This window comes from Bacillus sp. FSL W8-0116 (assembly GCF_038003825.1).
GTDB classification, from domain to species: Bacteria; Bacillota; Bacilli; order Bacillales; family DSM-4216; genus Bacillus_O; species Bacillus_O smithii.
Genome location: NZ_JBBOPY010000001.1, coordinates 532,408 through 555,559, shown reverse-complemented (window position 1 = coordinate 555,559; position 23,152 = coordinate 532,408). Strand labels below are relative to the sequence as shown.

The following is a 23,152-nucleotide window of genomic DNA, read 5'->3' as shown; positions in this document are numbered from 1 at the left end:
TGATTAATTTTTTTTCAAAAAGAGGAAATCTTTAATGTTTAAAGAAATAATTAGATGTGGAGAAAAGTGGGGGAATGTGGTACAGTTAGGTTAGAAAGTGGGGGCTCAGTGATGTTTATGGGGGAATACCGGCATAGCATTGATGCAAAAGGAAGATTGATCATCCCCGCTAAATTCAGGGAAGACCTTGGTGAAACGTTTGTTTTGACCAGAGGATTGGATCAATGTTTGTTTGGCTATCCCCTTCAAGAATGGAAAATATTAGAAGAAAAATTAAAAGCATTGCCCCTTACCAAAAAAGACGCACGAAGCTTCACGAGATTTTTCTTTTCGGGAGCAACGGAATGCGAACTGGACAAACAAGGAAGAATCAATATTCCCTCGACTCTTCTGCAATACGCTCAATTGGAAAAGGAATGTGTAGTTTTGGGAGTTTCCAATCGAATTGAGATTTGGAGCAAACCGATTTGGGAAGACTATTTTGCAAAGTCGGAAGAGTCTTTTACAGAGATTGCTGAGAATATGATTGATTTTGATATTTAGATTCGATTGGATGGATGTAAATGAATTTTGTGCATGAAACAGTTTTATTAAAAGAGGCAGTGGACGGACTGAATGTTCGGCCCGACGGTATTTATGTGGACTGCACTCTTGGTGGTGGAGGACACAGCCAATATTTGGCATCGAAATTATCGGAACGAGGACGATTAATTGCATTCGATCAAGATGTCACGGCACTGCAATTTGCTAAAGAAAAATTGGCTGATTATCGAGATCAAATCACTTTTGTCAAAAGCAATTTCCGATTCATCAAACAAGAATTGGAATCGATTGGATGCTATAAAGTAGACGGAATTTTATATGATCTCGGGGTATCTTCTCCCCAGCTGGACACGCCGGAGCGGGGGTTCAGCTATCACCATGATGCTCCTCTTGATATGCGGATGGATCTCGATGGGGAACGGACGGCATATGAAATCGTCAATGAATGGCCTTACGAAGATCTAGTCCGAATCTTTTTTCGATACGGGGAAGAAAAATTTTCCAAGCCAATCGCCCGAAAAATTGAAGAAGCACGAAAAAAAGCACCAATTGAGACTACTGGCCAGCTTGTGGAGCTAATTAAGGAAGCCATTCCGGCTCCTGCTCGAAGAAAAGGCGGACATCCTGCCAAACGGGTATTTCAAGCGATCAGAATTGCCGTCAATGATGAGCTATCCGCATTTGAACAGTCGTTGAATGATGCAATTGAATTATTGAATCCCGGAGGACGAATTAGTGTCATCACGTTTCATTCATTGGAGGACCGCATTTGCAAGCAAATATTTAAATCGCTAAGTTCAGCTCCGGATTTACCTCCGGGTTTGCCGATACTTCCGGAAGAATACAGACCAAAATTAAAAGTGATAACGAAAAAGCCTATTGTACCGAATGAAGCAGAAATCATGAACAACAACCGTGCCCGTTCGGCTAAGCTAAGAATCGCAGAAAAAATCTAAAATGAGTGGGGGAAAACGATGGCAAATGTAGCGCGAAAAGTACAAGTGTTCGAGGAACCGGAATTACGGAAACCGATAGCACCCAAGAAAGTACGCCGCCACAAAAGGTGGCTTACTCCGGGTGAAAAAGTGATGATCGTTGTTTTTGCATTGTTTTTTTGTGTGCTGTCCGTGAAAATTATTTCAACTGAAACAGCCATTTATCAAACGAATAAGGAAATCCAACAGATCGAAGCAAAAGTAAAAAATCAACAAAAAGTGAACAAGGATTTACAAATGCAAATCAGCGAAGACAGTACATATAAAAAAATTTGGGAAAAGGCAAGACAACAAGGGCTAAACTTGAATCAACAAAACATTAAGGTTGTGCAGTAACATGAATGGTAACCAAATAAACATCCGAAAAGGAGCAGCGATTTTATTTGTTTTTTTCGCTTTGCTCTTTTTTGTCTTATTTGTACGTTTTTTATACATAGAAATCACAGGAAAAGTAGACGGCCATGTATTGGCAAACGAAGCGTTAAGAAAGTATATGAAAACTGATACTTTGATCGCTCATCGCGGAAACATTTATGACCGAAATGGAGACGTGATTGCCGAGGATATGACCACTTATAAGCTTGCGGCTATTCTGGATAAAAGAGCGACAAGCGATCCGAAATATCCACATCATGTCACGAATCCCAAAAAAACCGCCCGAATTCTCGCCAAATATATTGATATGGATGAAAAAGAAATTTACAAGCGATTAACGAAAAAAGGAGTATTTCAAGTTGAATTTGGCAATGCAGGCCGTAACCTTTCTTACGATGTAAAAGAAAAAATCGAAAAGGAAAAATTGCCCGGGATCGTTTTTCTGCGAGATTCAACTCGATTCTATCCGAACGGCAAATTCGCTTCGCATTTAATCGGGTTTGCTAGAAAAGACGAAAATTCCGATCAAAGCATTGGACAATTAGGGATTGAAAAAGCTTATGACCGATTTTTGCGCGGCAGAAATGGAAAAATTCAATATGAGAGTGATTTATGGGGATATTTATTGCCGAATAAAAAAGAGATGGTGAAAGAACCGAAGAACGGAGATGAAATTTATTTAACGATCGATTCTAAAATACAAGTATTTTTGGAAGATGCATTGAACACGGTAGAAAAAGAATACAAACCTTCTAAAATCCTAGCTGTTGTTGCAGATCCGAAAACTGGAAAAATATTAGCGATGGGTCAAAGACCTTCTTTCGATCCCGGTTCGCGGGAAGGTTTGTCCGATAACTGGCGCAATGAAATCGTGGAATCTGCTTATGAGCCAGGGTCGGTGATGAAAATTTTTACGCTTGCGGCCGCAGTAGAAGAAGGAGTATTTTCACCAAATGCCACCTATAAATCCGGAAGCTATAAAGTGGGAACAAGCGTCATACGTGATCATAACGGTGGCGTAGGTTGGGGAACCATTACTTATTTGGAAGGGGTTCAGCGATCTTCCAACGTGGCCTTCGTGCATTTGCTGGATATGATGGGATCGGATACGTTCCGAGAGTATTTGGATCGCTTCCGATTTGGAAAGAAAACAGGAATTGAACTCCCTGATGAAGCTTCCGGAAATATCTTATACCGGTATCCTGTGGAAAAGGCGACGACGGCCTTCGGTCAGGGGACGACCGTAACGGCATTACAGCTCGTTCAAGGAGCTACGGCTATCGCGAATAATGGGAAGATGATGAAACCATATGTGATTGATAAAATCGTGGATCCTAATACGAATAAAATCGTTATGCAAACAAAGCCGAAAGAGGTAGGGAGACCAATCTCCTCCAACACGGCAAAAGAAGTTCGGGATATTTTGCGTACGGTTCTCACAGCGAAAAATGGAACTGGAAAAATTTATAATATTGATGGCTATGATGTGATAGGAAAAACTGGAACAGCTCAGCTGCCCAACCCTAACGGCGGCTATTTAAGTGGTGCCGAAAATTATCTTTTTTCTTTCTTAGGCATGGCACCAAAAAATGATCCGCAGCTGATCGTATATGTGGCGGTACAGCAGCCTCATCTCAAAAATGAGACGGGAGGAGTCCCGGTGGCTAAAATTTTTAATCCTGTTATGAAAAACAGTTTGCAGTATTTAAATATTAAACCGCAACGAAAGATTACAGCCAAAACGATAACCGTCGATGATTATACGGGAATGAATGCGGAAGACGCGGTTCAAAAAGTGAAAGAGGCAGGATTGGAACCTGTTTTGTTAGGAAAGGGTAACACTGTTCAAAGTCAGGATCCAGAAAAATCCACAGAGCTTCTCGAAGGAGAAAAAGTCATTTTGATGACAGATGGGCCGCTGACGATTCCTGATTTGAAAGGTTGGTCATTGCGCGACGTGGCGAAACTAGCGAAGCTGGCAGGCTTGAAACTGAGTGTGAGCGGAAAAGGCTATGTGATCAAACAAAACATAAAGCCGAATGAAACCATTAAAAAAGGTACGGAGCTTGTCATCCATTTAACACGACCGGAAAATTACGTTAAACAGAAATAAAAAAGAGATCGAACCAAGAAGACGGATACGAAAAAACGTTCTGCAGAAATATTTAGTCCGTGCAGCCGGATCTAAGGCATCTAAACAATTGGGCCTGGGATCCGGCTTTTTCTATTCGAAAAAATTTCATAAGAACCCATTACAAGATTGTTTATCATCGTTGTAAAAATGAAAGATGAACGTGCATAGTAAACGTCTCCTATTTGCTTTGTTTCATCGTTAGCAAGTAGATTTCTCTTTCAGGTTTGTCCGTTCTATTAAAAAAAAAACAAGCATATATTGGGAACGAGCCTGGATAGGAGGGGATTTCTTGAAGCGTGTATCTCAAGTTACAGTTCGAAAACGTCTGACCTTTTTGCTGCTTGCAGGGATGGTTATCTTCGCTATTATTGATGCTAGACTTGGCTATGTTCAATTTGCCATGGGAGACATGCTCACGGATAAAGCGAAAGACTCATGGAGCCGAAATATACCATTTGAGCCTGAGCGCGGAAAAATTCTCGACCGAAATGGCGTTGCACTAGCCACAAACAAGAGTGCTCCGACCATCTATGTCATGCCGCGGCAAATTGAAAATCCTGCAGAAGCTGCCGAAAAGTTGGCGGCTGTTCTGAATGCGAATGAAGAAAAATTGTATAAGCATTTGACGAAAAAAACTTCTATTGAACGCTTACCCGAAGGCAGAAAAATTTCTTATGAAAAAGCAAACGAAATTCGAGCGTTAGGAATCAAAGGAGTTTTTATTGCTGAGGATTCAAAGCGCTATTACCCATTTGGAAGCTATTTGTCGCATGTGCTAGGGTTTACGGGAATCGATAATCAAGGGTTAGCCGGGCTGGAATTGACATATGATAAAGAGTTGAGAGGACAGAAAGGCTCGATGAAATATTATTCTGATGCTAAGGGCAAAAAAATGCCCAATATGTCCGACGACTACCAATCTCCAATGGACGGGGAAGATTTAGTGCTGACCATTGATACAAAAGTGCAAACGATTATTGAAAGGGAATTGGACAATGCAGAAGCCAAGTATAATCCGGACGGAATCATAGCTATTGCGATGAATCCCAATACAGGAGAAATTTTGGCGATGTCTTCTAGGCCTACTTTTAACCCTGCAAACTATAAAGAGGTCCCTCCGGAAATTTACAACCGAAATTTGCCGATTTGGAGCACATATGAACCTGGTTCGACATTCAAAATTATCACTCTTGCTGCGGCGCTTCAAGAAAAAAAGGTAGATTTGGAGCATGAAAAATTTCATGATCCCGGTTATATTGAGGTGTCGGGTGCCACACTACATTGCTGGAAGCGGGGAGGACACGGGACGGAAACATTTTTGGAAGTGGTTCAAAACTCCTGCAACCCCGGTTTTGTCGAATTGGGAGAACGTTTGGGAAAAGAAAAATTGTTCAAGTATATTCATGATTTCGGCTTTGGCGAAAAAACCGGGATCGACTTGCAAGGAGAAGGAAAAGGGTTATTATTCCCTATGAATAAAGTAGGACCAGTTGAATTGGCTACTACCGCTTTCGGTCAAGGTGTTTCCGTTACTCCCATTCAGCAGGTAGCAGCTGTTTCCGCTGCTGTCAATGGCGGAATTTTGTACCAGCCGTATGTAGCAAAAGAATTAATTGATCCAAACACTCATGAGGTTCTGATGAGAAAAACTCCCGTTAAAAAGAGAAGAGTGATTTCGGAAGAGACATCTAAAAAAGTTCGCTATGCATTGGAAAGTGTCGTTGCGAAAGGGTCGGGAAAAAACGCCTATGTTGATTCTTACCGGGTGGGCGGAAAAACCGGAACGGCTCAGAAAGCACAAAACGGGCGTTATTTAGAAAATAACCATATCGTTTCTTTTATCGGGTTTGCACCTGCGGATGACCCTCAAATCGTCGTCTATGTGGCAGTCGACAATCCTAAAGGCACGATTCAATTCGGAGGAATCGTCGCGGCCCCGATTGTAGGCAAAATCATGGATGACAGTTTGCAAGCGATGAATGTCAAACCAAGAAAAAATCAAATCGAGAAAAAACGACAATGGAACGACCCGAAAGAAATCAAGATTCCTAATTTGGAAGGAATGACAAAAAAAGAATTATTGGAACAACGATATCCATTACAATTCGATGTAAGCGGAAATGGAAATAAAGTGGTCAATCAATCTCCAAAACCGGGAACGAAAGTAGAAGAGGGGGCTACTGTCCGCATTTTTATGAATTAGCTGCAGGCGGCAATATGCCGCCTACCCATCTTTCTTCTTCAAAAAGTTAAGCAGAACCTATCATTCTGTGTTAATATGATTAAGTGACTGCCACAGCTCGACATTTTTTTCACTCTGTCTCTCCGTTTTAAAGTCAATTTTCTTCGATATTGGTTCGCATTCTCGCAGGAATTTCGTTAAAATGAGAAAAGAGTGGCTGTCATGGCCAAGTATCCATCATGGTAAAGATTGAATGAGCAAAACAGCCATACAGCCAAATACATAGGATGGATGCGACTGTTAGAAAGGATTGGACATAATGAAACTGCAAAGTTTGATAAAATCATTGCCTTTTTATCAGCTTACTTCCGAGGAAAACCCAGACATCACTTCGATTGAAAACGATCATCGCCAAGTGAAAAAGGGTTCCCTTTTTATTTGTATTAAGGGGTATACGGTAAATGGTCATCAGTTTGCGAAGGCAGCAGCGGAACGACAGGCGGCAGCGATCGTGGCAGAGGAGCCTGTTGACGTTGATGTCCCTGTCGTATATGTAAAAGATACAAAAAGAGCGATGGCCGTATTGGCCGATGCATTTTATCAATCGCCGACAAAATCGTTAAAATTAATCGGAATCACGGGAACGAACGGTAAAACGACGACCAGTCATTTGCTGTACGAAATTTTTCAGAAAGCGGGCGAAAAGGCTGGTTTGATCGGCACCATGTACATAAAAATAGGGGATAAAACGCTGGAAACCAAAAATACGACCCCCGATAGCTTAACGTTGCAAAAAGTATTTCATCAAATGCAGAAAGAACAAGTCACGGCGGCGGCAATGGAAGTTTCCTCGCATGCCCTTGTCGAGGGACGTGTACATGGCTGTGATTATGATATTGCCGTTTTTACGAATTTAACTCAAGATCATTTGGATTATCACAAAACGATGGATGAGTATCGGAGAGCCAAAGGGCTGTTATTTGCCCAGCTGGGAAATACCTTTGACAGAGAAAAGCAAAAATTTGCCGTGCTGAACATCGACGACCCGGCTTCCGAGTACTTTATCCGCGAAACAGCTGCCCATATAGTCACTTACGGGATCGAACGGGAGGCTTTATTTCAAGCCAAAAATATTGAACTCCATCCTTCGGGAACAACGTTTGATTTAGTGTATCCGGACGGTGAGTGTCAGATAAAAACGAAACTTGCCGGAAAATTTAATGTGTATAATGTTTTAGCGAGCATTGCTGCCGCATATGTTGCGAAAGTGGACTTCGATACGATCGTTTCAGCGGTAGGAGACATCGAAGGAGTGGACGGCCGTTTTCAATTGATTCATGAAGGTCAAGATTTTTCCGTTATCGTGGATTATGCTCATACTCCAGACGGACTTGAAAATGTACTGAAAACGGTGCGACAGTTGACAGACAAACGGATTTTCGTCGTCGTAGGCTGTGGCGGAGACAGGGACCGAACGAAGAGGCCTTTAATGGCGAAAGTAGCTTGTCAATATGCGACAGATCCGATTTTTACTTCGGATAACCCCCGTAGTGAAAATCCTTTAGCTATTTTGAAGGACATGGAAAAAGGGGTTGAAGGAGAGAAATACGAAATCATTCCGGATCGCCGTGAGGCCATTTTCAAAGCGATTAAAAAAGCATCCGCTGGCGATGTCGTTGTCATTGCGGGAAAAGGCCATGAAACGTACCAAATTATTGGCGATCAAGTGCTCCATTTTGATGATCGGGAAGTAGCCATTGAAGCTTTGAAGGAGAGATAAGTCCATGCTATTCATGAAAGAAATAGCCGGATGGTTCAAGCAAGTCGCAGGAGCAAAAATGGAGGAAGTTCGAATTGAAACGGTTTCGATCACTTCCTCGTTATCGATGCCAAAAGGGCTTTATTTGCCTGTTGAAGAACATCCAAATTTTTTAGCGGCGATAAAACAAGGAGCGATTGCGGCATTGTGGAACACGGACAGCCCTTTGCCGAGATCGGTGCCTAACGATTTTCCTGTTTTTCAAACACAAGATTTATTTGATGCCTTTAACACGATTGCTGAGAATTACAAGAAAAAAATAGAACAAGAAGAGTGGAAAGAAATGACAACTTTTATTTTTTACCAAAACGATCCATCATTCAATCAATATTTACCATTCCACCTAGATGATGAAAGGGAAATGGAACAACTGTTTTCATCTATTAATCAATATGGGAAGAGGAGGGGATAACGATGATGGAACAAGTGATTTTCTATACGATCTTGATGGGGTTTTTAATCACTGTGCTTCTTTCGCCCATTTTTATCCCCTTTTTGAGAAGATTAAAATTTGGGCAAAGCATTCGCAAAGAAGGGCCAAAATCTCACCAGAAAAAATCAGGCACACCAACAATGGGCGGAATCGTTATTTTACTGTCTATCATCATTACGACTCTAGTGATGACCGGAAAGTTTTCGAAACCGAATGTGGAAACCTATCTATTGCTTTTTGTGACAGTTGGATTTGGTCTGCTTGGATTTTTAGATGATTTTATTAAAGTGGTGATGAAGCGGAATTTAGGGTTGACGTCCAAGCAAAAATTGTTGGGTCAAATCATTATTTCCGTTATTTTTTATTTTTTCTATAAGCAGCATCATTATTCAACGGAGCTGTCCATTCCATTTACGGATATATCGGTCGATTTGGACTGGTTGTATGTATTGTTTGTTATTTTTTGGCTTGTTGGTTTTTCCAATGCCGTCAATTTGACAGACGGCCTTGATGGGCTTGTTTCGGGAACGAGCGCGATTGCATTCGGGGCGTTCGGAGTGTTAGCTTGGAATCAATCGCAATATGAGACAGCTGTGTTTGCGATGGCAGTGGTGGGAGCTGTGCTAGGATTTCTCGTCTTTAATGCCCACCCGGCCAAAGTGTTTATGGGAGATACCGGTTCGTTGGCGCTTGGAGGTTCGATTGCCACCATTTCTTTGCTGACGAAGCTTGAGCTCGTCCTTCTGGTCATCGGTGCGGTGTTTGTCGCAGAGACTCTGTCTGTTATATTGCAAGTGATTTCTTTTAAAACGACCGGCAAGCGTATTTTCCGGATGAGTCCGCTGCATCATCATTTTGAGCTCGGCGGTTGGTCAGAATGGCGTGTCGTCGTGACTTTTTGGACGGCCGCTCTTATTTGTGCAGGAATAGGAATCTATATCGGAGTGTGGGACTAATTGAAAACGATCACTAAATTTCAGCATAAAAAAGTATTAGTATTGGGCCTCGCTAAAAGCGGAGCAAGCGCGGCTTCGCTTCTACATAAGCTTGGCGCATTTGTCACAGTAAACGATAAAAAACCTTTGCAGGAAAATCCTCAAGCCCAAGATTTACTGGAACAGGGCATAAAGGTGATCACGGGTTCTCATCCCATCGAATTGTTGGATGAGGGATATGAGTATATCGTCAAAAATCCCGGCATTCCTTATTCGAACCCTCTTGTTCGGGGAGCTTTAGAACGTGGAATTCCGGTTTTGACGGAAGTAGAATTGGCTTATTTAATTTCGGAAGCTCCTATTATCGGCATTACCGGCACGAACGGCAAGACAACGACAACGACGTTAATTTTCGAGATGTTAGAAAAGGATGGGAAGCGGCCGCTTATCGCCGGAAATATTGGAAAAGTAGCCTCTGAAGTTGCCCAAAAGGCGACGGAAGAACATATAGTGGTCATGGAATTGTCTTCTTTTCAGCTGATGGGGATTGAGACGTTCAGGCCTCATATTTCCATTATTACGAATTTGTATGAGGCTCATCTTGATTACCATGGAACAAAAGAAGAATATGCAAAAGCGAAAGCGAATATTACGAGAAATCAAACAGAAGACGATTATCTGATTATCAATGGCGATCAAGAAGAACTAATTGAACTGACGAAATTTTCCAAAGCGAAAAAAGTTCTATTTTCCACAAAACGGGTGATTGAGGACGGAGCTTATATCCAAGACGGCAGCGTCTATTTCCGTGGTGAAAAATTGATCGATACAGAGGAAATTGCTCTCCCGGGATCCCATAATTTAGAAAATATACTGGCGGCAGTTGCAGCCGTTAAATTGGCCGGCGGGGGAAATGAAGCGATTCGAAACGTGTTAAAAGTTTTTGCTGGAGTAAAACATCGCACTCAATATGTCGGTGAAGTGAATGGCCGAAAATTTTACAACGATTCGAAGGCAACGAATACGTTGGCGACTAAAGCCGCTTTAAGCGCCTTTCAAAGCCCGATTATTCTCCTTGCAGGCGGTCTGGACCGCGGAAACGGTTTTGACGATCTTATTCCTTATTTAAAAAATGTGAAAGCTGTCATCACATTTGGACAAACAGCAGAAAAAATTTCCGAAACGGCGCGCAAAGCGGGCATTAAAACGATTGTTCATGCGGAGAATGTGAGCGATGCAGTGCCAAAAGCATATCAGTTATCAGAGAAAGGGGACATTATTCTGTTATCGCCGGCATGCGCTAGCTGGGATCAGTATAAAACTTTCGAACAACGCGGTGATATTTTTATTGGGGCTGTGCATAGACTGAAGTAAGAGCTTGTCTAGTGGATGCACGGGCCCAACAAAGAATCAACACCTACGATCGGCTAATTTCGTGCTGATTAGCTCAAATCTATGTCTATCGAGGTGTTGGCTTTGTCTTACAAAAAGTCTTCCCCGGACTTTGTTTTAATTGTACTGACACTTAGTCTTTTGGCCATTGGGCTCATCATGGTTTACAGCGCCAGCGCTGTTTGGGCGGAATATAAGTTTGGTGATTCATTTTATTTTGCAAAAAGGCAGCTGCTTTTTGCCGGAGCTGGCGTCATGGCGATGTTCTTTCTCATGAACGTGGAGTATTGGATATGGCGTTCATGGTCAAAAGTCATTCTGCTTGTTTGTTTTGCATTGCTCATTCTTGTGCTAGTGCCGGGAGTGGGAACAGTCAGAAATGGATCTCGAAGCTGGATCGGGGTCGGTGCGTTTTCCATCCAGCCATCTGAGTTTATGAAACTGGCCATGATCGTTTTTTTGGCAAAATATTTATCAGAACGGCAAAAGTACATTACCTCTTTTAAAAAAGGGCTAGTACCTACATTGTCATTAGTGTTTTTGGCCTTTGGACTCATTATGCTCCAGCCGGATCTTGGAACAGGAACTGTCATGGTGGGCACATGCATTGTGATGATCTTTATCTCCGGTGCTCAAATCAAACATTTCGCTGGCTTTGCTTTTGTCGGGCTGATTGGTTTTGCGGGTCTTATTCTTTCGGCACCTTATCGGATGAACCGCATTACCTCTTATCTGGATCCGTGGTCTGATCCACTGGGAACCGGTTTTCAGATCATACAATCGATGTATGCTATTGGACCAGGAGGATTATTTGGGCTGGGCTTGGGAGAAAGCCGGCAAAAATTTTTCTATTTGCCGGAGCCGCAAAACGATTTTATTTTTGCCATCTTAGCGGAAGAATTGGGGTTTATCGGCGGCAGCATTGTGCTCCTTTTATTTACGCTTTTATTATGGAGGGGCATACGCGTTGCATTGGGGGCTCCAGATTTGTATGGAAGTTTTTTGGCAGTGGGCATTATTTCCATGGTGGCCATCCAAGTCATGATCAATGTGGGCGTGGTGACCGGATTGATGCCGGTCACCGGCATCACCCTTCCTTTCTTGAGTTATGGCGGTTCTTCCTTGACGCTTGTATTAGCAGCCATTGGGATTCTTTTAAATGTAAGTCGTTATTCCCGATATTAAAAAACTGGAGACCTTATCTTTTAAGGTTTCCAGTTTTTTCGTATTTTTTGGGCATCTTTCATCATTCAGGAGACGAGAATCCTTGTTATTTAACAAAATGCTTACAAGATATGTTACAATGTTGCAATTTCTATTAAATTGTATTTGCGCATGGACATTCATTCGCTAAAATATAGTATGATAATGTAGTCGACCTTTGTGAACGTGTTTTCCGAAAAAGAAACAGGATGTGGATTGACTATCATGAATATGTACATAACAGTGAAAGAAGAATTTGAGGTGAAAAGAATATGAAAATCGTCGTCAGTGGCGGCGGTACTGGAGGGCATATTTACCCGGCTTTGGCTCTCATCAGGACCATAAAAGAAAAACATGCCGAAACTTCTTTTTTGTATATCGGAACAGAGAAGGGATTAGAATCAAAGCTTGTTCCGAGAGAAGGAATTGAGTTTCGCTCTATTCATATTACGGGTTTTAAACGTTCTCTTTCTTTTGAAAACGTGAAAACGGTGGCTCGTTTTCTAAAGGGTGTAAGAGAATGCAAGAAGTGGCTGAAAAAGTATAAGCCGGATATTGTCATTGGTACCGGCGGCTATGTGTGCGGACCGGTCGTATACGCCGCGTCGAAATTACATATTCCTACCATCATACACGAACAAAACAGCGTTCCTGGTTTAACCAATAAATTTTTAAGCAAATATGTTGATAAAATAGCGGTTTGTTTTGAGGCAGCCGAGGAATTTTTTCCACGGGAAAAAGTCATTTTAACTGGAAATCCCCGGGCTTCCGAAGTGGTTTCTGCGGAGAAAAATGGGGCTTTGCGTGCATTTGGATTAAAAGAAAATGTTCCTACTGTGCTTATTTTTGGCGGAAGCAGGGGAGCAAGACCTTTAAATGAAGCAGTCGTCAAATCGCTGCCTGTGTTAGGAAACAAACCGTATCAAATTTTGTATATAACAGGAGAAATCCATTTTGAGAATGTCAAAAAGGAAGTCTCTTTAGCGGGAAAGCCGTCCAATGTCGCTATTGCTCCGTTTGTCCATAATATGCCGGAGATATTAAAAGAAGTAGATTTGGTTGTTTCTCGTGCCGGAGCAACTACTTTAGCAGAACTAACGGCGCTTGGAGTACCGAGCATCTTAATTCCGAGCCCTTATGTGACGAACAACCATCAAGAAAAAAATGCTCGGACTTTAGCCGATAAAGGAGCGGCAGTATTGCTTTTAGAAAAAGAATTGTCATCGGAGCGGCTGGTCAAGGAGCTGGATGCCGTTTTAACAAACGAGAATCGACTGAAAAAAATGAAGCAAGCTTCTTCCAAATTGGGAATTCCAGATGCATCTGATCGATTATACCAAGTAATGGTTGAACTGGCGAACTCATCGGATCCCCAATAAGGCCGATTAATCCTAGCTGCGCGTCCGTACAAGAAAATAGGATGAATCAACTGTACTATGCGCCGTGTGTTTCCTGGCCTTGGACAAGGTGAGCAGAGGGAACATGCTCCTAGTATCTGTTCAGCAACATCAGGGAGGGAATGGAGTGGAAAATGGGAAAATCGTCTCGTTGGAGGATCGGATTCCTAGATTAACAGAATATCGCAAAAGGAAGGCGAATCGCCGGCTGATTTTACTTCTTTTTCTTTTTTTCTTATTAGTATTGTCAGTGGTCTATTTTTTGTCGCCTATCAGCCATGTAAAAGAAGTGATTGTTTCTGGAAACCATGTGCTGAAAACGAAAGATATTATCAAATGGAGCAATATTGAAAATGGAATGAGCATTTGGAAATTGAACAAGGACGATGTCGAAAAACGGCTAAAAAAAATACCCGAAATTAAATCACCAGACATATCCGTCCGGTTCCCGAACCGTGTCCATATTAAAATCAAGGAAATGAAGCAAATCGGCTATCTAGCGAATGGCGACACATATGAACCAGTTCTGGAAAACGGACGTGTGATAAAAGAAAAAACTGTAAAGATTCCAAAACAATTACCCATTCTATTTGATTTTAAAAAAGATGATGTTTTAAAAGAAATGGTGAAATCGTTAAACGAATTGCCGGTTGAAATCGTCAATTCCATTTCAGAAATACACTACACACCGAAAAAAACGGATCGCTATCATATAACGCTTTATATGAATGATGGTTATGAAGTAAGAGCAACACTTGAGACGTTTTCGAAAAAAATGGTGTATTATCCTTCCATTGTTAGTCAATTGGATCCGAAAGTAAAAGGAGTTATCGATTTAGAAGTAGGTACTTTTTTTCAATCCTATAAAGGAGAAAAGAAACAAAACAATAGATAAAGGAAAGAAAGGTCGTTAGGCCATAAGAACTATTTTTGTTCATGAAAGAAATTTTTTTTTTGCTATGGTTTCCGTAAAAAATACAATATTTATGTACCGTTGAAATTCGGGAAAAGCGATCAATGAATGGAAACGTATGGCAAAAACTATTTTTTACTGTCCTATTGCGTTCTGGGTGGATAACTGACATAAAGTTTAAGGATGGGCGGGAGTGAAAGAAAAAAGAAAAACGACGTAGTAGAAAATCCTTTAGCTAAATTTCGCTTTTCTCCCTTTGAATCTTAGTGTAGACTTGTATTTAGCATACTTTTGCCATTGTATCGCAAGAAACTTTTTTAAAAAATTTTCATGAAGATGCAAAGCTTTGAGCGATGAAAAAAATTCATATTTTTTAAAGGGAAATAAGTAAAAAATGACGAATAACTTAACAAGGTATTTACAAGAATTGGTCAATTGTTGTTCACAATCGGATTAAGCTGGATGTAAGATAAAGGAGGTGCCAGAGAATGAACAGCAATGAGATTTATGTCAGTCTTGACATCGGTACATCCACAGTTAAAGTCATTATCGGCGAAATGGTCAATGATTCATTAAATATCATCGGTGTCGGAAATGTAAAATCGAAAGGAATTAAGAAAGGATCCATTATTGATATAGATGAAACCGTTCATTCTATAAAAAAAGCAGTCGAACAAGCTGAAAGAATGGTTGGAATGCAGATCAAGCAAGTGATCGTTGGCATTCCGGCCAATCAAGTGCAGTTGCAGCCGTGCAGCGGAGTAGTCGCTGTATCTAGCGAGAATCGTGAAATTACAGATGAAGATGTTGCTAGAGTGATAGACGCTTGCCAAGTGATGCCGATTCCGCAGGATCGGGAAATAATCAATGTTTTGCCTAAACAATTTATCGTGGACGGATTGGATGAAATCAACGATCCAAGGGGAATGATAGGGGTCCGCTTGGAAATGGAAGGAATCTTAATAACCGGATCCAAAACTTTATTACATAATACATTACGTTGTGTAGAAAGAGCTGGACTGGAGATTCTGGAAATCGTCCTGCAGCCGTTGGCAGCCGGAACGGTGGCGTTATCACGGGACGAACAAATATTAGGCACTGCGTTGATTGATATTGGCGGAGGTTCAACCACCTTAACGGTATTTGAACAAGGACATATAAAAGCCACTACGGTTTTTCCTGTGGGCGGCGATCATATTACGAAAGATTTATCCGTCGGACTTCGAACCAATACGGAAGATGCCGAAAAAATAAAAATAAAATTCGGCCATGCGTTTTATGATCTTGCCTCGGAGGACGAAGTTTTCAGTGTGCCAATCATAGGAAGCGACCAACATCAGCAATTCAATCAATTAGAAATTTCTGATATTATTGAAGCTAGATTGGAAGAGATTTTTGAATTGGCACGGCAAGAAATGAAACGGATGGGTGTCCATGATTTGCCGGGCGGCATTGTTCTTACTGGCGGAGTTGCCAATATGCCAGGTGTGATGGAATTGGCTCAAAGCATTTTTGAAAATCGAGTACGCATTGCAGTTCCTGATTATATTGGTGTTCGAAATCCACAGTTTATCACATCAATTGGATTGATACAGTACGCTTACAAGACTGCAAGAATGCAAGGAAGAACGATAAGTGCGAATCCGGAACCGGTCATGGTGCCGGACGCGAGAATTCAAAAAGAAATAGAACCGCAACCTTCGAAAGAAAAAGTGAAGTCTGACAAACATAAAGAAGAAAAATTTACTGCTAAAATGAAAAGAATTTTTGGTTACTTTTTTGATGAGTAGTCATCTTGAGGGAATAACGACGAATTAGGAGGATTTGTCATGTTGGAGTTTGATATGAGTGTAGATTCATTTGCGTCGATAAAAGTAATTGGTGTTGGCGGCGGAGGAAACAATGCGGTCAACCGTATGATTGAACATGGAGTACAAGGCGTAGAATTTATTGCCGTCAACACAGATGCACAAGCGTTGAATTTATCAAAAGCGGAAATCAAAATGCAAATTGGGGCCAAGCTGACCCGAGGATTGGGAGCCGGTGCCAACCCGGAAGTAGGAAAAAAAGCAGCTGAAGAAAGCAAAGAACAGATTGAAGAAGCGCTCAAAGGAGCGGATATGGTATTCGTAACGGCCGGTATGGGCGGCGGTACAGGAACCGGGGCCGCTCCGGTCATCGCTCAAATTTCAAAAGACTTAGGAGCTTTGACTGTTGGAGTCGTAACGCGCCCATTTACATTTGAAGGAAAAAAACGGGCAAACCAAGCAGCCGGGGGAATTGCGGCAATGAAAGAAGCGGTGGACACGTTAATTGTGATTCCGAATGACCGCCTTCTGGAAATTGTTGATAAGAGCACCCCGATGCTCGAAGCCTTCAGGGAAGCCGATAATGTATTGCGTCAAGGAGTTCAAGGCATTTCTGACTTGATTGCCGTTCCAGGATTGATTAACCTCGATTTTGCTGACGTCAAAACGATCATGTCTAATAAAGGATCAGCTTTGATGGGAATCGGAGTGGCTTCCGGTGAAAATCGGGCAGCAGAAGCTGCGAAAAAGGCTATTTCCAGTCCGCTTCTTGAAACGTCCATTGATGGCGCACAAGGTGTTCTCATGAATATTACGGGCGGAACAAACTTAAGCCTTTATGAAGTACAAGAAGCAGCAGACATTGTAGCTTCTGCATCAGATCAAGAAGTCAATATGATTTTTGGATCTGTCATCAATGAGAATTTAAAAGACGAAATTGTCGTCACTGTCATTGCGACTGGATTTAAGGAAGATACATCGCAAAACGGTAAACCGATTCGTACCGGATTGGGACAAGCCAAAGCGAGTGCTGCTCCTTCCAGTCATATCAAGCGTGAAGGAAAAAAAGAAGAAGCCTCTCACTTTGAAACACCTTCTCGTTCCAATGTTCAACCGCTGGAAGATACGCTTGATATTCCAACATTTTTACGCAATCGCAATCGCCGCAGATAAGTGAAAAAACGATATGAACATAAATGAAGAAAATGACTGTCTCCATTCCGTAATCTACGGTTTTTGGAGGCAGTCATTTTTTGTGCTGCGTAATCAAACGATAGAGATCGTATTTTTAGCCGCTCTTGGAGAATGAAAGTTAGCCACATGCTGCAATGGGATGGAATGTGCGATCCATGAATATAAGATTCATTTAAATTTCGAATCTTGCCGGCTATTGTGACAAATCATAGGCGGTTTTATAGCATCCTCCTTTATTTCGACTCCTTTTAAACTCATCATTCTACGGAAATGATTGTCAAAAGAAGATCATAGAACAGTTTTAGGAATAAAGGTGACAATTTTCGAATATATCATTAAAAAAAAACCTATTATCGAATCCAAATTATGACACACTTTGGATGTGCAGTAGGATATACTTCGATAACAAAAGGGAAGAAAAAGGGGGAAAACATTGGTAGTCTATCTCGATGTGATATGGCTATTAAACTTGCTGGTGGACAGTTTGTTGTTATGGATGACGGCGCTTTTTTTAAAAAGGCAAGTGTCCTTTTTTCGTATTCTTCTCGGAGGGATAATCGGATCTTGCCTTGTTCTTCTATTGGCAACCAAGTTTGCGCCGATCGCGGGAAATCCAGCTGTGAAAGTTCTGTTCTCCATATGGATGGTATTGGCGGTGTTCGGCTATAAAAGGTTTCGCTTTTTTCTGTCCAATTTACTGACATTGTATTTTGCAACTTTTCTGCTGGGGGGAATCTTAATAGGCATTCATTATTTTATTTCATTTGATTCCAATCTTCACTCCGCCACGCTTCTAGCTAATCTAAAAGGATTTGGCGATCCTATCAGCTGGGTGTTTGTCATGTTGACGATTCCGGTTGCTTGGTATTTCTCTAAACGAAGATTGGAAGATTTTGAAACAGTCAAAATTCAATATGATCAACTTGTTGATGTGAAGATTCATTTTGCCGGCTGCCAATTGGAATTGAAAGGGCTTGTCGACAGTGGTAATCACCTTTTCGATCCTTTGACAAAAACGCCCGTTATGATTGTTTCCACCAAAGGTCTGGAAAATACTCTTCCTAGAGAAATATTGGAAATAGCCGAAGAACCAGATAAGTTTTTAAATGGGGAATTAGAATTAAACCAAAAGTGGGCGGACCGGGTCCATTTCATTCCAGCTCAAAGCGTCGGAAAAACTCGTCAGCTTTTGCTGGCTTTTAAATCAGATGGGGTGGAAATTCAAAACCAACCAAGAGGAATTGTCAGCAAAGCATTGATTCATTTTACCGTTCAACAATTGTCGGCAGATCAAGCTTTTGCTTGTATTGTTCACCCGAAATTAGCGGCAACTGCCCCGAAAGAAAGTGCATCTTAACGTATTATTACTAAACTCGTATGGATCGAAAATAGAAGGGGGATGACAAAAAATGAGAAAATGGAGAGTGCGATGGACGTATTTGTGGTATAAATTATTGATTGCTTTAGGATTAAAAACCGATGAAATTTATTACATCGGGGGGAGCGAGGCCCTTCCTCCGCCGCTGTCTAAAGAAGAGGAAAAAGTGCTGCTCGAGAAGCTGCCAAAAGGGGATAAAGCCGCTCGATCCATTTTAATTGAACGCAACTTAAGGCTGGTAGTCTACATCGCCCGAAAATTCGAGAATACGGGCATTAACATAGAAGATCTGATTAGTATCGGTACAATTGGTCTCATCAAAGCCGTTAACACGTTTAATCCTGAGAAAAAAATCAAATTAGCTACATATGCCTCTCGCTGTATTGAAAATGAAATTTTAATGCATTTAAGAAGAAACAATAAGATCCGCTCTGAAGTTTCCTTCGATGAGCCGCTTAATGTCGATTGGGATGGAAACGAATTGCTTTTATCGGATGTGCTTGGAACTGAGGATGATATTATCACGAAAGACTTAGAATCGACTGTGGACAAAAAATTGTTGTTTAAAGCATTGCATCAATTGTCGGACAGAGAGAAGCAAATTATGGAGCTGAGATTCGGTCTGAACGGGGAGGAAGAAAAAACGCAAAAAGATGTCGCAGATATGCTTGGAATTTCCCAATCATACATTTCTCGACTGGAAAAACGAATTATTCAAAGACTCCGAAAAGAGTTTAATAAAATGGTTTAAACAGTTAAGATCGATTGACATCCGATCATTTGTCGGAAAATAAAAAATAGATGGAAATAATAAATTTTAAAAGCGATCTAACGAAAAATGTGAGCCAATCGCTTTACAGATAAGCGGTGGCGACAGGTTTTGAAGATGGATTCAGGCGTGCATAAAATTCCCTTCCAAGGAGATACTGATCTTTGAAATAGCAGCTCCTGCAAGGAGGGGAATCAATGGCTCGCAACAAAGTTGAAATCTGTGGTGTGAATACTTCTAAACTCCCTGTATTGAAAAATGAGGAGATGCGTGAGCTTTTTAAGCAAATGCAAGCAGGCGACATTTCTGCAAGAGAAAAGCTCGTTAATGGAAATCTTCGGCTTGTTTTAAGTGTGATCCAGCGGTTTAATAATCGCGGTGAATACGTGGATGACTTATTTCAAGTGGGCTGCATCGGATTAATGAAATCGATCGATAATTTTGATTTAAGTCAAAATGTTAAATTTTCCACTTATGCAGTCCCGATGATTATTGGGGAAATTCGCCGTTATTTGCGGGACAATAACCCGATCCGTGTTTCGCGTTCCCTTCGAGATATCGCCTATAAAGCGTTGCAAGTACGGGAACGGCTGATCAGTGAAACCTCGAAGGAACCAACAGCCGAAGAAATCAGCAAGGAATTGGATGTCCCCCATGAAGAAATTGTGTTCGCATTAGATGCCATTCAAGATCCCGTTTCTCTTTTTGAACCCATTTATAATGACGGGGGAGATCCCATTTATGTCATGGATCAGTTGAGCGACGAGAAAAATTTAGACAGCCAGTGGATTGAAGGGATCGCGCTTAAAGAAGGAATGAAGAGATTGAATGAACGAGAAAAAATGATCATAAGGAAACGCTTTTTCCAAGGGAAAACTCAAATGGAGGTGGCCGAAGAGATAGGCATTTCGCAAGCGCAAGTTTCAAGATTGGAAAAAGCGGCCATCCGACAAATGAATAAAAATATTCAATAAGAAACGGACCTCGCAAGCGAATAGCTTGCGGGGTCTTTTGTGCGGAGAAAGAGCATATATTGTAACAATAAGACGGAAAAGAAATGGGGAGAGATAATGGCAAGAGTCTCTGATTTTCAAGTGAAGGACGTTGTCAATGTTTCTGACGGAAAAAAGCTTGGAAATATAACGGATATTGAAATTAATCTCGATACTGGAAAAATTGATGCGATTGTGATGAATAACGGCGGAAAAGTCCTTGGCTTTTTTGGAAAAGAAGAAGAAACGGTCATACCTTGGAGCCAAATAGTAAAAATCGGCGAAGATGTGATTCTTGTCCGAACACGCGGATCTTATTATACTCAGTCGAAATTAGAAGAACCAAAAGAATAAAGTACTTTAACAGTGACGTTTGTTGGCAATCATGTTAAACTAAAGAAAAAACGGGAGTTGTCGTTATGACAGAACCTTTTCGTTTAATGAATGACCTCTATATTCTTGACTCCTGGATGAAGAAAAATTCCGGCCTCGTAGCCGGATTTACGACGCGAAATGGAGGAAAAAGCAGCGAACCGTTTCGCAGCATGAACTTGGCGTTTCATGTCAATGACAACAGCGACGATGTGTGCGAAAACCGCCGTATATTAGCAAAAAAGATCGGGTTTCCTCTTCAGCAATGGGTAAGCGCAGAACAGACTCACGGAAAAAATATTCGCCGCATCACGCAAAATGATCGAGGAAAAGGCGCACTTCGTTATGAAGATAGCATAAAGGACACTGACGGTTTTTACACAGAGGAAAAAGGCGTTTTGCTTACGATGTGTTATGCTGACTGTGTCCCTATCTATTTTCTTGCCCCTAAACAGCAAAGAATCGGCATTGTTCATTCCGGATGGAAAGGAACCGTCCAAAAAATTGCCGGGGAAATGGCGGCAAAATGGCTGAGTGATGGAATCGATCCGATTGAGCTTTTTGCGGCCATTGGACCTTCTATCTGCCAAAATTGTTATCAAGTGGATGATCGTGTCATTCAACAAGTCGATGCCGTTCTTTCTCCTAACGACGACATTCCATATGTTGAAACAGAAAAAGGGTGTTATCAATTGGATTTAAAAGCGTTAAACCGCACTATTTTAGAAAATGCGGGATTGCCAAAAGAAAACATCCTTGTCACTTCATTATGTACAAGCTGTCATCACGATTTTTATTCTCATCGTCGCGATAATGGAAAGACGGGGAGAATGCTTGGTTTTATCGGATGGAATAAGGAGGTTTCGCATCTTGAGAGTAGCCGATAAGCTGGCAAACATACAAAAACAGATTGAAGAAGCATGTGAACGTTCAGGTCGCAGTCCGGCAGAAATTCAAATTGTGGCCGTTACGAAATATGTATCCGTTGAGAGGGCAAAAGAAGCTCTGGATGCAGGGATCATTCATCTCGGCGAGAATCGAGACGATAGTCTTCTTTCCAAGTGGGAAGCATTAAAAGATCAGCCTGTGTGGCATTTTATCGGCACACTGCAAAGCCGAAAAGTAAAAAACATTATAGATAAAGTTTCCTACATACACTCTTTGGACAGACTGTCGCTCGCTAAAGAGATCGATAAGAGGGCGAATGAACCAATCTCTTGTTTCGTCCAAGTGAATACGTCAGGAGAGGAAACGAAACATGGATTAGCTCCTGAAGCGGTTGAAGATTTTGTCAAGCGATTGGAAGAATTTCCAAAGATTAAGGTGGTCGGTCTCATGACGATGGCCCCGTTTACAACCGATGAGCTCATCATAAGGGACTGTTTCAGACGATTGAAACAATTGCAGTTGGAAATTCAAAATCTCGATTTGCCTTATGCGCCTTGCACGGAACTATCTATGGGCATGAGCAATGATTTTCCCATCGCGATTGAAGAAGGTGCAACTTTTATCAGGATCGGAACAGCTCTTGTAGGTGAATAAAGGAGGGTTGGAAGGTTGGGAATCAAGTCAAAAATTAAAACGTTTTTCCTTTTGGACGATGATTATGAAGCGGTTGAGGAGAACGAAGTACAGGAAGAGCCGAAACAACTGTTAAAAGAAGCTCCAAAACGAAATGTTGTCAGTTTGCAAAGTGTGCAAAAATCATCTAAAGTGATTTTAATAGAGCCGCGTGCTTTTGCTGAAGCTCAAGAAATTGCAGACCATTTAAAAAGTCATAAAGCGGTGATTGTCAATTTGCAAAGAATCCAGCATGACCAGGCCAAAAGGATTGTGGATTTTTTGAGCGGAACTGTTTATGCTATTGGTGGAGACATTCAGCATTTAGGACCGAAAATTTTTCTTTGCGCTCCTGACAATGTGGAGGTTTCCGGTTCTATTTCTGAAATATTGTCAGAAGAAAATATGGATAATTCAAGGTGGTTATAAGAAGAATGGTATTCGTTTTTAATGCTTTGTCTTGGCTCATTGAAATCTATTCATGGGCGTTAATTATCTACATTTTGATGTCTTGGTTGCCTGGAGCTAGAGAATCTGGTTTCGGACAGTTTCTTGCTAAAATATGTGAACCTTATTTAGAACCGTTCAGACGCATCGTGCCTCCGATCGGGATGATAGATTTTTCCCCTATTGTGGCGTTCATTGTTTTAAACCTGGCTACTCGGGGATTGCATCAGCTTGCCTACTGGGTGTTATAGCAGAGTTGAAAATTCCGTTTCGCAACGTTTTTTGTGATCGTTGCGAAAGGAAAATTCTGA

22 protein-coding genes are annotated in these 23,152 nt (G+C 41.4%); all 22 read left to right on the top strand.

The genetic code is table 11. The features are described 5' to 3' along the window. Window positions 1–111 precede the first annotated feature (111 nt). The 22 genes from mraZ to N1I86_RS02465 all read left to right on the top strand — a co-directional run bounded on the left by mraZ (window position 112) and on the right by N1I86_RS02465 (window position 23,092). The gene (gene mraZ / locus N1I86_RS02570; RefSeq protein WP_003354473.1) at window positions 112–543 is read left to right on the top strand and encodes a division/cell wall cluster transcriptional repressor MraZ; all 432 of its coding nucleotides are present in this window, start codon (window positions 112–114) and stop codon (window positions 541–543) included. Between the two features lie 20 nt (window positions 544–563). Further along, window positions 564–1,499, top strand: a complete 936-nt coding sequence (gene rsmH / locus N1I86_RS02565) for a 16S rRNA (cytosine(1402)-N(4))-methyltransferase RsmH (protein ID WP_003354474.1) — start codon at window positions 564–566, stop codon at window positions 1,497–1,499. 18 nt (window positions 1,500–1,517) lie between these two features. Continuing rightward, entirely contained in the window at window positions 1,518–1,874 is a 357-nt protein-coding gene (gene ftsL / locus N1I86_RS02560; protein WP_048623097.1) for a cell division protein FtsL, read from the top strand. Between the two features lies 1 nt (window position 1,875). Next, a complete protein-coding gene (locus tag N1I86_RS02555) occupies window positions 1,876–4,026 on the top strand; it encodes a penicillin-binding protein (RefSeq protein WP_003354476.1) in 2,151 nt (716 codons plus the stop codon). A gap of 310 nt (window positions 4,027–4,336) precedes the next feature. Next, window positions 4,337–6,250: a stage V sporulation protein D gene (locus N1I86_RS02550; protein ID WP_003354478.1), complete on the top strand. Its 1,914-nt coding sequence runs from the start codon at window positions 4,337–4,339 to the stop codon at window positions 6,248–6,250. Window positions 6,251–6,548: 298 nt separating this feature from the next. Next, entirely contained in the window at window positions 6,549–8,009 is a 1,461-nt protein-coding gene (locus tag N1I86_RS02545) for a UDP-N-acetylmuramoyl-L-alanyl-D-glutamate--2,6-diaminopimelate ligase (protein ID WP_003354479.1), read from the top strand. Window positions 8,010–8,013: 4 nt separating this feature from the next. Beyond that, entirely contained in the window at window positions 8,014–8,460 is a 447-nt protein-coding gene (locus N1I86_RS02540) for a hypothetical protein (protein ID WP_341094800.1), read from the top strand. Window positions 8,461–8,462: 2 nt separating this feature from the next. Further along, window positions 8,463–9,437 (top strand): phospho-N-acetylmuramoyl-pentapeptide-transferase, encoded by a 975-nt coding sequence (mraY, locus tag N1I86_RS02535; RefSeq protein ID WP_341094798.1) that lies wholly within the window; start codon window positions 8,463–8,465, stop codon window positions 9,435–9,437. Next, complete coding sequence (gene murD, locus N1I86_RS02530; RefSeq protein WP_341094795.1) at window positions 9,438–10,790, top strand: UDP-N-acetylmuramoyl-L-alanine--D-glutamate ligase; 1,353 nt, start codon at window positions 9,438–9,440, stop codon at window positions 10,788–10,790. Window positions 10,791–10,892: 102 nt separating this feature from the next. Beyond that, the gene (gene spoVE, locus N1I86_RS02525; RefSeq protein WP_003354483.1) at window positions 10,893–11,993 is read left to right on the top strand and encodes a stage V sporulation protein E; all 1,101 of its coding nucleotides are present in this window, start codon (window positions 10,893–10,895) and stop codon (window positions 11,991–11,993) included. A gap of 290 nt (window positions 11,994–12,283) precedes the next feature. After that, the gene (gene murG, locus N1I86_RS02520; protein ID WP_003354484.1) at window positions 12,284–13,390 is read left to right on the top strand and encodes an undecaprenyldiphospho-muramoylpentapeptide beta-N-acetylglucosaminyltransferase; all 1,107 of its coding nucleotides are present in this window, start codon (window positions 12,284–12,286) and stop codon (window positions 13,388–13,390) included. Window positions 13,391–13,535: 145 nt separating this feature from the next. Further along, entirely contained in the window at window positions 13,536–14,303 is a 768-nt protein-coding gene (locus tag N1I86_RS02515) for a cell division protein FtsQ/DivIB (RefSeq protein WP_040341492.1), read from the top strand. Between the two features lie 506 nt (window positions 14,304–14,809). Continuing rightward, window positions 14,810–16,111 (top strand): cell division protein FtsA, encoded by a 1,302-nt coding sequence (ftsA, locus tag N1I86_RS02510; protein ID WP_341094792.1) that lies wholly within the window; start codon window positions 14,810–14,812, stop codon window positions 16,109–16,111. Window positions 16,112–16,150: 39 nt separating this feature from the next. After that, a complete protein-coding gene (gene ftsZ / locus N1I86_RS02505; RefSeq protein WP_003354488.1) occupies window positions 16,151–17,302 on the top strand; it encodes a cell division protein FtsZ in 1,152 nt (383 codons plus the stop codon). Window positions 17,303–17,756: 454 nt separating this feature from the next. Beyond that, window positions 17,757–18,680 (top strand): sigma-E processing peptidase SpoIIGA, encoded by a 924-nt coding sequence (gene spoIIGA / locus N1I86_RS02500; protein WP_341094790.1) that lies wholly within the window; start codon window positions 17,757–17,759, stop codon window positions 18,678–18,680. A 52-nt stretch (window positions 18,681–18,732) separates the two neighbouring features. After that, window positions 18,733–19,452 (top strand): RNA polymerase sporulation sigma factor SigE, encoded by a 720-nt coding sequence (gene sigE, locus N1I86_RS02495; protein WP_003354490.1) that lies wholly within the window; start codon window positions 18,733–18,735, stop codon window positions 19,450–19,452. 215 nt (window positions 19,453–19,667) lie between these two features. Further along, window positions 19,668–20,444, top strand: a complete 777-nt coding sequence (gene sigG / locus N1I86_RS02490; protein WP_003354491.1) for an RNA polymerase sporulation sigma factor SigG — start codon at window positions 19,668–19,670, stop codon at window positions 20,442–20,444. 96 nt (window positions 20,445–20,540) lie between these two features. Next, entirely contained in the window at window positions 20,541–20,816 is a 276-nt protein-coding gene (locus N1I86_RS02485) for a YlmC/YmxH family sporulation protein (protein WP_003354492.1), read from the top strand. 65 nt (window positions 20,817–20,881) lie between these two features. Continuing rightward, entirely contained in the window at window positions 20,882–21,721 is an 840-nt protein-coding gene (pgeF, locus tag N1I86_RS02480) for a peptidoglycan editing factor PgeF (RefSeq protein ID WP_341094787.1), read from the top strand. Next, window positions 21,705–22,376: a YggS family pyridoxal phosphate-dependent enzyme gene (locus tag N1I86_RS02475; protein ID WP_003354494.1), complete on the top strand. Its 672-nt coding sequence runs from the start codon at window positions 21,705–21,707 to the stop codon at window positions 22,374–22,376. The genes pgeF and N1I86_RS02475 overlap by 17 nt, the downstream gene beginning before the upstream one ends. 15 nt (window positions 22,377–22,391) lie before the next feature. After that, the gene (locus N1I86_RS02470; protein ID WP_003354495.1) at window positions 22,392–22,823 is read left to right on the top strand and encodes a cell division protein SepF; all 432 of its coding nucleotides are present in this window, start codon (window positions 22,392–22,394) and stop codon (window positions 22,821–22,823) included. Window positions 22,824–22,828: 5 nt separating this feature from the next. After that, window positions 22,829–23,092, top strand: a complete 264-nt coding sequence (locus N1I86_RS02465) for a YggT family protein (RefSeq protein WP_003354496.1) — start codon at window positions 22,829–22,831, stop codon at window positions 23,090–23,092. The last annotated feature ends 60 nt before the right edge of the window (window positions 23,093–23,152 follow it).